General features: G+C 64.9%; 9 protein-coding genes. 4 read left to right on the plus strand and 5 right to left on the minus strand.

The genetic code is table 11. From position 1 onward, the window contains the following. Nucleotides 1-713 (plus strand): SRPBCC domain-containing protein (locus ACK5IN_RS08740; RefSeq protein ID WP_416895802.1); only part of this gene is annotated, 713 nt, incomplete at its 5' end. 95 nt (nucleotides 714-808) lie between these two features. Here ACK5IN_RS08740 and ACK5IN_RS08745 read toward each other — a convergent pair. Genes ACK5IN_RS08745 through ACK5IN_RS08755 form a run of 3 tightly spaced genes read right to left on the minus strand, consistent with a single transcriptional unit; the run spans nucleotide 809 to nucleotide 3,122 of the window. Further along, complete coding sequence (locus ACK5IN_RS08745) at nucleotides 809-1,576, minus strand: hypothetical protein (protein WP_416895803.1); 768 nt, start codon at nucleotides 1,574-1,576, stop codon at nucleotides 809-811. After that, complete coding sequence (locus tag ACK5IN_RS08750) at nucleotides 1,573-2,307, minus strand: ABC transporter ATP-binding protein (protein ID WP_416895804.1); 735 nt, start codon at nucleotides 2,305-2,307, stop codon at nucleotides 1,573-1,575. Before ACK5IN_RS08750 ends, ACK5IN_RS08745 begins: the two co-directional genes overlap by 4 nt. Nucleotides 2,308-2,360: 53 nt before the next feature. Next, the gene (locus ACK5IN_RS08755; protein ID WP_416895805.1) at nucleotides 2,361-3,122 is read right to left on the minus strand and encodes a hypothetical protein; all 762 of its coding nucleotides are present in this window, start codon (nucleotides 3,120-3,122) and stop codon (nucleotides 2,361-2,363) included. A 133-nt stretch (nucleotides 3,123-3,255) separates the two neighbouring features. Here ACK5IN_RS08755 and ACK5IN_RS08760 point away from each other — a divergent pair, with 133 nt between their 5' ends. Continuing rightward, nucleotides 3,256-4,137 carry a sensor histidine kinase gene (locus ACK5IN_RS08760; RefSeq protein ID WP_416895806.1) on the plus strand — a complete coding sequence of 294 codons (882 nt, stop codon included), beginning with the start codon at nucleotides 3,256-3,258 and terminating at the stop codon, nucleotides 4,135-4,137. A 32-nt stretch (nucleotides 4,138-4,169) separates the two neighbouring features. Continuing rightward, nucleotides 4,170-4,835 (plus strand): response regulator transcription factor, encoded by a 666-nt coding sequence (locus tag ACK5IN_RS08765; protein WP_416895807.1) that lies wholly within the window; start codon nucleotides 4,170-4,172, stop codon nucleotides 4,833-4,835. Nucleotides 4,836-4,956: 121 nt separating this feature from the next. Here the strand turns inward: ACK5IN_RS08765 and ACK5IN_RS08770 are convergent, their stop codons facing one another. Further along, nucleotides 4,957-5,367 (minus strand): hypothetical protein, encoded by a 411-nt coding sequence (locus ACK5IN_RS08770; RefSeq protein ID WP_416895808.1) that lies wholly within the window; start codon nucleotides 5,365-5,367, stop codon nucleotides 4,957-4,959. 20 nt (nucleotides 5,368-5,387) lie between these two features. Here ACK5IN_RS08770 and ACK5IN_RS08775 point away from each other — a divergent pair, with 20 nt between their 5' ends. Continuing rightward, nucleotides 5,388-5,816 (plus strand): TA system VapC family ribonuclease toxin, encoded by a 429-nt coding sequence (locus ACK5IN_RS08775; protein WP_416895809.1) that lies wholly within the window; start codon nucleotides 5,388-5,390, stop codon nucleotides 5,814-5,816. A gap of 37 nt (nucleotides 5,817-5,853) precedes the next feature. Here ACK5IN_RS08775 and ACK5IN_RS08780 read toward each other — a convergent pair whose 3' ends face one another. Then, nucleotides 5,854-6,282, minus strand: a complete 429-nt coding sequence (locus ACK5IN_RS08780) for a pyrimidine dimer DNA glycosylase/endonuclease V (RefSeq protein WP_416895810.1) — start codon at nucleotides 6,280-6,282, stop codon at nucleotides 5,854-5,856. Between the last annotated feature and the right edge of the window lie 281 nt (nucleotides 6,283-6,563).

Raw genomic sequence — 6,563 nt, forward strand, 5'->3', positions numbered from 1 at the left:
AGCCAGACGGATTCGAGGTGCTGGACAACTTCACCGATGCCGAGGGCACCGTGTTCGACGGATTCCCCACGATGCGCATGACCTACGCGTTCACGGCCACCACCTCGGGTGCCCGCCTGACCAATATCACCACCTTCGCCTCGCTCGAAGGGCTGCAGCAGGCGGTGGACATGGGTGCCGTCGAGGGGTCGCGTATGGCGATGGACCAGCTGGATGCGGTCCTGCAAGACCTGCGCGCATATGCGCAGGGAAAGGGCACCCGCACCGAGATCCTCGATGACACCCATGTGCGGATCAGGCGTCTGATCGAGGGTCCACAGGAGCTTGTCTGGCGGGCGCACCGAGAGCCCGCGTTACTCAAGGCGTGGCTGCTTGGCCCCGACGGCTGGCAGATGGTCGAGTGTGAAGTCGGCGACAGCTACCGCTATGTGTGGCAGCAGGGCGATGACGAATCCACCCGCTTCGGTTTCGAGGGCGAGACGCTGATCAGCGAGGCCCCACGGCGTTCAGTGACCACCGAGAAGATGATCGGCATGGACGGCGATCCCACGCTCAACGACCTGCAACTCTACGAAGAGGATGGCGCCACGCTGCTGACCCTCCTGATCGAGTACCCTTCCATGGAGTTGCGTGACCAGATCCTCGCCACCGGCATGACCGACGGCATGGAAGCCAGCTACGCGCGGCTGGAGGGAGTACTCGCCGGGGTCTGACCCGCTGGCGCACCATCGCACATGCGGGTAGCAGATGCGCCTCCCATAGGCTGCTGAGGAGGCGACGACGGCCAGCGATTGCGACGCGCAGTGCTCTAGTCGAGTGCGGCCGCTCGTGCTCCGATGTCGCGTCGGAGCAGGACGACCGCTGCAGCGACAACCACCACGATGCACCACGCGGCGAGGGTTGCTCCGGCGATGGGCACGGTGATGTCGGGCGGGTTGATCCAGTCGGAGGTCTGGTTTGCGCGGTCGATGAACATAAGCACGCCTGCGTTCGTGGGGAGGTACTGCAGGATCGGGAGCGCCATCATCAGTGGTGTGCCGCCGAACGTGAGCACGATCATGCTGGTGAGCGCGACCGTCTGGGATCGGATGATGAACCCGATGCTGGTGCTGAGGATCCCGACCGCAGTCCATGAGCAGACGGCAAGGGCGAGGCTTCCCAGGAGCGTGCTGGCGGTGCCGGTGGCATAGACGGACTGATCGCCCAGATGGAACTGGTAGATGGTCGCGATGAGCACCGCGAACAGGACGCCTTGCACGGTGGTCACGATCGCCGAGAGAATGAGCTTGGCGGCGAGTGTCCTCCCGCGACGCGGCACCGCCAGCGCCGTGGTGGTGATTTGCCCGCCTCCATACTCAGACGAAGCCATGAGTACACCCGCGATAGCAGCGAAGAACGAGAAGTTGGCCATCGCGTAGACGCCAATGGTCTCCGGCGTGCTGAGGCCGAGGTCTGGCCCTGCATCGATGAGACAGAAGGCAAGGGAGAGCGCGGCAGTGGCAAGAATCGTCCATCGCAACGACCCCAGCGTCCAGGCCTTGAGGGTCTCGCCCCGGAGCACGTCGATGAACCTCATCGGGCATCTCCCGTTGTCGATACCTGCTGGCGGGAGCGTTCGAGGCGCTCGAAGAACGCTCTTTCGAGGCTATCGTGCGTTTTCACGAGGTCGCTGACGTCGCCCACGCCTATCACACGGCTGCGATCCATCAGCACGACCCGGTCGGCGATCACCTCGGTCTCGCCCATCAGATGCGAGCTGAGCAGCACGGTCTTGCCGTCGCGGGCGAGCCCGGTAAGCAACCCCCGCAACCACTGGATGCCGATGGGGTCGAGGCCGTTGGCTGGCTCGTCGAAGATCACAACCTGCGGGTCGCACAGCAAGGCCGAGGCGATCCCGAGCCGCTGCTGCATTCCGAGGGAGTATTCCTTGACCCGGCGCTTCCAGTCGCGCGGCTGCAGATCGACTAGTTCCAGTACCTCGGTGACGCGGGTATCTGGAAGCCGGTTCGTGCGGGCGATCCATTTCAGGTGGTCGATCGCGCGGCGGGAGGGGTGCGCGCCGGAGCCTTCGAACTGCGCCCCGGCGACCCGCATCGGGATGGGATGCTTGCGGTAGCGGCGTCCGCATACGCTCACTTGGCCTGCGTCGGCGCGGTCGAGGTCGCAGATGATCCGCATGACGGATGACTTGCCTGCCCCGTTCGGGCCGAGTAGCCCGGTGACGAATCCCGCTTCGGCTGTGAAGCTCACCTTGTCTGCTGAGGTGATCGCGCCGTGGGTCTTGGTCACATTCGTGACTTCGATCATGAGTGGTTCCTTATCTAGTGAGAACGAGAAAGCGCTGACTCGTGTGTGGGCGGTTACCGGACGTCGCGGCGCGCATACAGGACGGCACCGACCGCGAGCGCGACCACCACCTGCACTGCTGCCGCGATCAGGACTGTCGCTGAGGGCATGGCACCGGCTTGGAGATAGGCGTACTTGAACGCCTGATCGAGCGCGCCCGACAGTGCGGGAATCTGCGCAGCCAGCCGATCGGACAGGCCAATCGTCCACACGAGGATCGGCACGACCGTGAAGGTGATGCTGCGCGTGGCCGCGACCAATGCGGCCGTGACGACAGCGACCACGACCCAGTACCCACTTAGCCACCAGTAGGGGGCGAGAGCGATCGTGCCGGTCGAGTCTGCGCCCGCGACCGCGAGAGGCACAAGAGTCGCAGCGACGCAGACGATGGCGGTAACCAGCGCAACGATCGCGGTGGCCACAATCTTGACCGCGAAGAGCGTGCCGCGCTTGGCGGTGGCGAGGAACACGGTCTGGCGCGGCCCGATCGGGATGTCTTGGCCGACCACCCACGCACCGAGCAGGATCGGGATGACCTGCCCGTCGTGCAGCAGGATGAGTATGAAATCGGCAGTCGTCAGGCCACCGAGTTCGTCGCCGCGCCCTTGCGCGAGGAACTGACCGGCCTGACTCATGACGAACACCGCCGCAATGAGCAGGGCAAGGACGCCGAACAAGAGCGTGCGCCCGATCGCGGGGAACGAACGCGCCTTGCGCAGCTCGGCGGCGAGGACACCCAGGACTGCGGACGGTGCAGAGAGCGCGGATGACGACATGCCTCTACGCAATCGCGTGAGGGTCCCGGACGGATCACCCTGAGCGGTGAACTTCACGCCGCCGGGTCAGCTGTCCTCACCCCTGGGTGTGAGGCGTCTACCGTCTGGACTTCATAGTCTTGACCGTATGGAGATGAGCGAGCGCCCCACGCGCGGGTATTCGCGCGCCTGGGTCGTGGTCGCGTTCCTCGCCCTCGTGCCGCTCACCGCCGCGCTGGTCCTCGATGCCAGCAGCACCGGCTTCCTGATCGCCGTGATCGCTTCGGGGCTGATCATGGTTGTCGCGGCCTGGGGCTGGGCGATCCAGCGTGCCCGCAGACAGCGCCGCGACTTCGAGGAACGCCTCGCCTCCTGGGCAGCTGAACAGGCCATCGCACAGGAACGCCTGCGGATCGCCCGCGATCTGCACGACCTCAGCTCTCACGGCCTGGGGATCATCACCGTGCGCGCGGCGGCCACAGGCTACCTCGACGGCCCCGACGCCGACGCCGAACGTCAGCGCGCAATGCTGGATATCGAACGCATCGGACGCTCGAGCACGACAGAGCTGCGCCGGATGCTGACCCTACTTCGCACGCCGGGCGACGACCCCGCCCCACGACATCCCACCGACACGCTCACGGCTCTGCCCAGCATCATCCGAGACGCCGAGCGGGGCGGCCTCATCATCCAGCAGTCAATCCAGAACTTGGGTGGTGAGCGCCACGACGACGGCGGAATCGCGCCAAGCACGCAGGTCGCAGTCTGCGCCGTCGTCAGAGAAGCACTCACCAACGTGCTCCGGCACGCTGGCCCCACCACCGTGCGACTCACGATCACCCGCAACGACGACGCCATCAATGTGACTGTGGACGACGACGGGAAGCATCCCGGCTGGCGGGCAGAACCGGGCGCCGGGCACGGGCTCACCGGCCTGCGCGAACGTGTCAGAACTCACGGCGGCACGCTCGCCACCTCCCCGACAAGGCAAGGGTTCCGTCTACACGCCTCTTTACCAATCGAGGCAGGCGTATGAGTGAACATCCGCACGGAGCACCGCCCATCAGAGTGCTGCTGGCCGACGACCAACCGCTGATGCGCCAGAGCCTACGCATCGTGATCGACAGCCAACCCGACCTCCACGTCGTCGGCGAAGCGAGCAACGGCGACGAGACAGTGAAAGCAGCACGAAGACTCACGCCGGACGTCATCCTCATGGACATCCGAATGCCCGGATCAGACGGAATCCACGCGACAAGTGCCATCACCGCAGACCCCGCGCTACCCAGTGTTCGGGTGCTCGTGCTGAGCATGTACGAACTCGATGAGTACGTCTACGGGGCACTGCGCGCCGGTGCCAGCGGTTTCCTCCTGAAAGACGCACACCCCGCCACGCTGCTCGACGCTCTGCGCCGCGTCCACAGTGGCGAAGCACTGTTCGCGCCCCCGATCCTCACCAGGCTCATCAACCACTACGTCACCGACTCCAACCCCGCACAGAAGGCCACAGACAGCCCCGCGCTAGCCCTGCTCACGCCGCGCGAGACCGAAGTACTGACGCTCGTAGCGACCGGACTATCCAACGACGAGATCTCCACCGAGCTGTGTATCTCCAGCAACACCGTCAAAACGCACATCAGCAACCTGCTGGCCAAGCTCCACGCCCGCGACCGAGCCCAACTCGTCATCACCGCCTACGAATGCGGACTCACCACCGCCAGCCCCCGTTCCTGACACATCAAACGCGCGCGGACGACACCGTAGCCAAATACGCGGTACTCGACGCCAGCAGCGAGGTCACCGCCAGTGTCTGGGCCTCAGCCCGCCTGGCTCATCGTGCGTCAGCGGATGCCCCTTACTCCCCCATGGCGGTGTCGATGCCGGGGAGGTCACTGAAGCGCGCCTTCAGATCGAGTGAGACGATTTTGCGACCGGTCTGGCGCGCATGGGCTCGGCGAGCGTGATCGCCGCGATCACGACGTCGTCGGATTCCGAAATCAGAGGCATCACTGATGCTGATTTCTTGAATCGGTGGTGTTACCTTGGTGTCGTGAGAACAACGGTACGGCTCGATCCCGAGGTCGCGGCAGCGGCGGAACGCCTGCGCAGAGAGCGGCACATCGGTCTCGGTGAGGCGGTCAACGAACTCGCCCGCGCTGGCCTCTCTCACAAGCAGAAGCCCGCACGGTTCCAGCAACGGACCGCGAGCGTCGGGTTGATAGTCGACGTCACCGATATCGCCGACACCCTTGAACTGCTCGATCACTACGACGCAGAGAGTGCCCGGTGATCGTCGACGCCAACATCCTGCTCTACGCCGTCGACGACCAGTCCCACTTCCATACCGCTGCGCGGACATGGCTGGACGATGCGATGAACGGTGTCCAACGGGTCGGTCTACCCTGGGTGTCCCTGATGGCGTTCCAGCGCATCATCACCCACCCCCGTGTGACCGCACACCCGCTGACGGCGGTTGAGGCCTGGGGCTACGTCACCGACTGGCTCGACGCCGACCTGGCCTGGATTCCCACGCCCGGCGCCAGCCACCGCGACATCCTCAGCCGGTTTCTCATCGACGGCGACCTACGCGGGAACCTCGTCACCGACGCGCACCTGGCCGCCCTCGCCATCGAGCACGGCACGGGGATCTGCTCCTTCGACAGCGACTTCGCCCGCTTCGAGGGTCTCCACTGGATCAACCCGGGCCGCCGATAGCCCCCTTCGGCCGCGCTACAGCGGTGATCGAAACGGCTCAGCGGCGTTCCCAGCTCTCGAGATCTCCAGGGGTTATCTCGAACAGGGGATGTGGCGTGGGAGAAGAGATGCGCCACCTGTCGGCGTCATCGGGGCTTCGTCGAGCGAGCTTCTCGCCGAGGTGTGCCCACTCGTAGTCGAGCTGGCCCTGGGTGACGAAGAGGCGGGCTTGCGGATTTCCCTTGGCGAGTATCTTGCTCTGGTCGAAGTGGTACCCCCGCAGGGTTGCTTCGCGGTGAATCCCGCCTAGATAGGCACCAATCATGTCGAGGGGCTGGGCGACGTTGCGGAACCGGATCAGCTGTGGGTGTTGTCGATATCCCGTGGTGCGGCCCGCGAGTACTGCTTGAGCGAGCAGCGCCTCGCGCCACCCCGCGACCAACCCTGCCCGGTCCAGGTGGACGGGATGCAGCGACCAGAGTCTCACCGCGGCCTCCTCTCTCCTTACCAGCTTTGACGGGCCTACCTTCCGACAATAGGCCCGTAGTCGCGGGAACACCTGAAGCCAGCTTACTGAGCGTGAACGTATCGAGTGTCACTACCGGTGTATCTGAGCCCAGCGGACGGCTTACTGGAGCGCATCGCACCGTCTTCGCGATCAAGAGACTGTCCCTCGGACGACTTCCAAATCGTATCGTTCGACGATGGCAGTTTCGACGACATCTACGATGCGCTCCCACAGGGTCGGGTGGTCTTCTAGCATGCGCC

It is taken from the genome of Microbacterium sp., assembly GCF_047971895.1.
Taxonomy (GTDB): domain Bacteria; phylum Actinomycetota; class Actinomycetes; order Actinomycetales; family Microbacteriaceae; genus Microbacterium.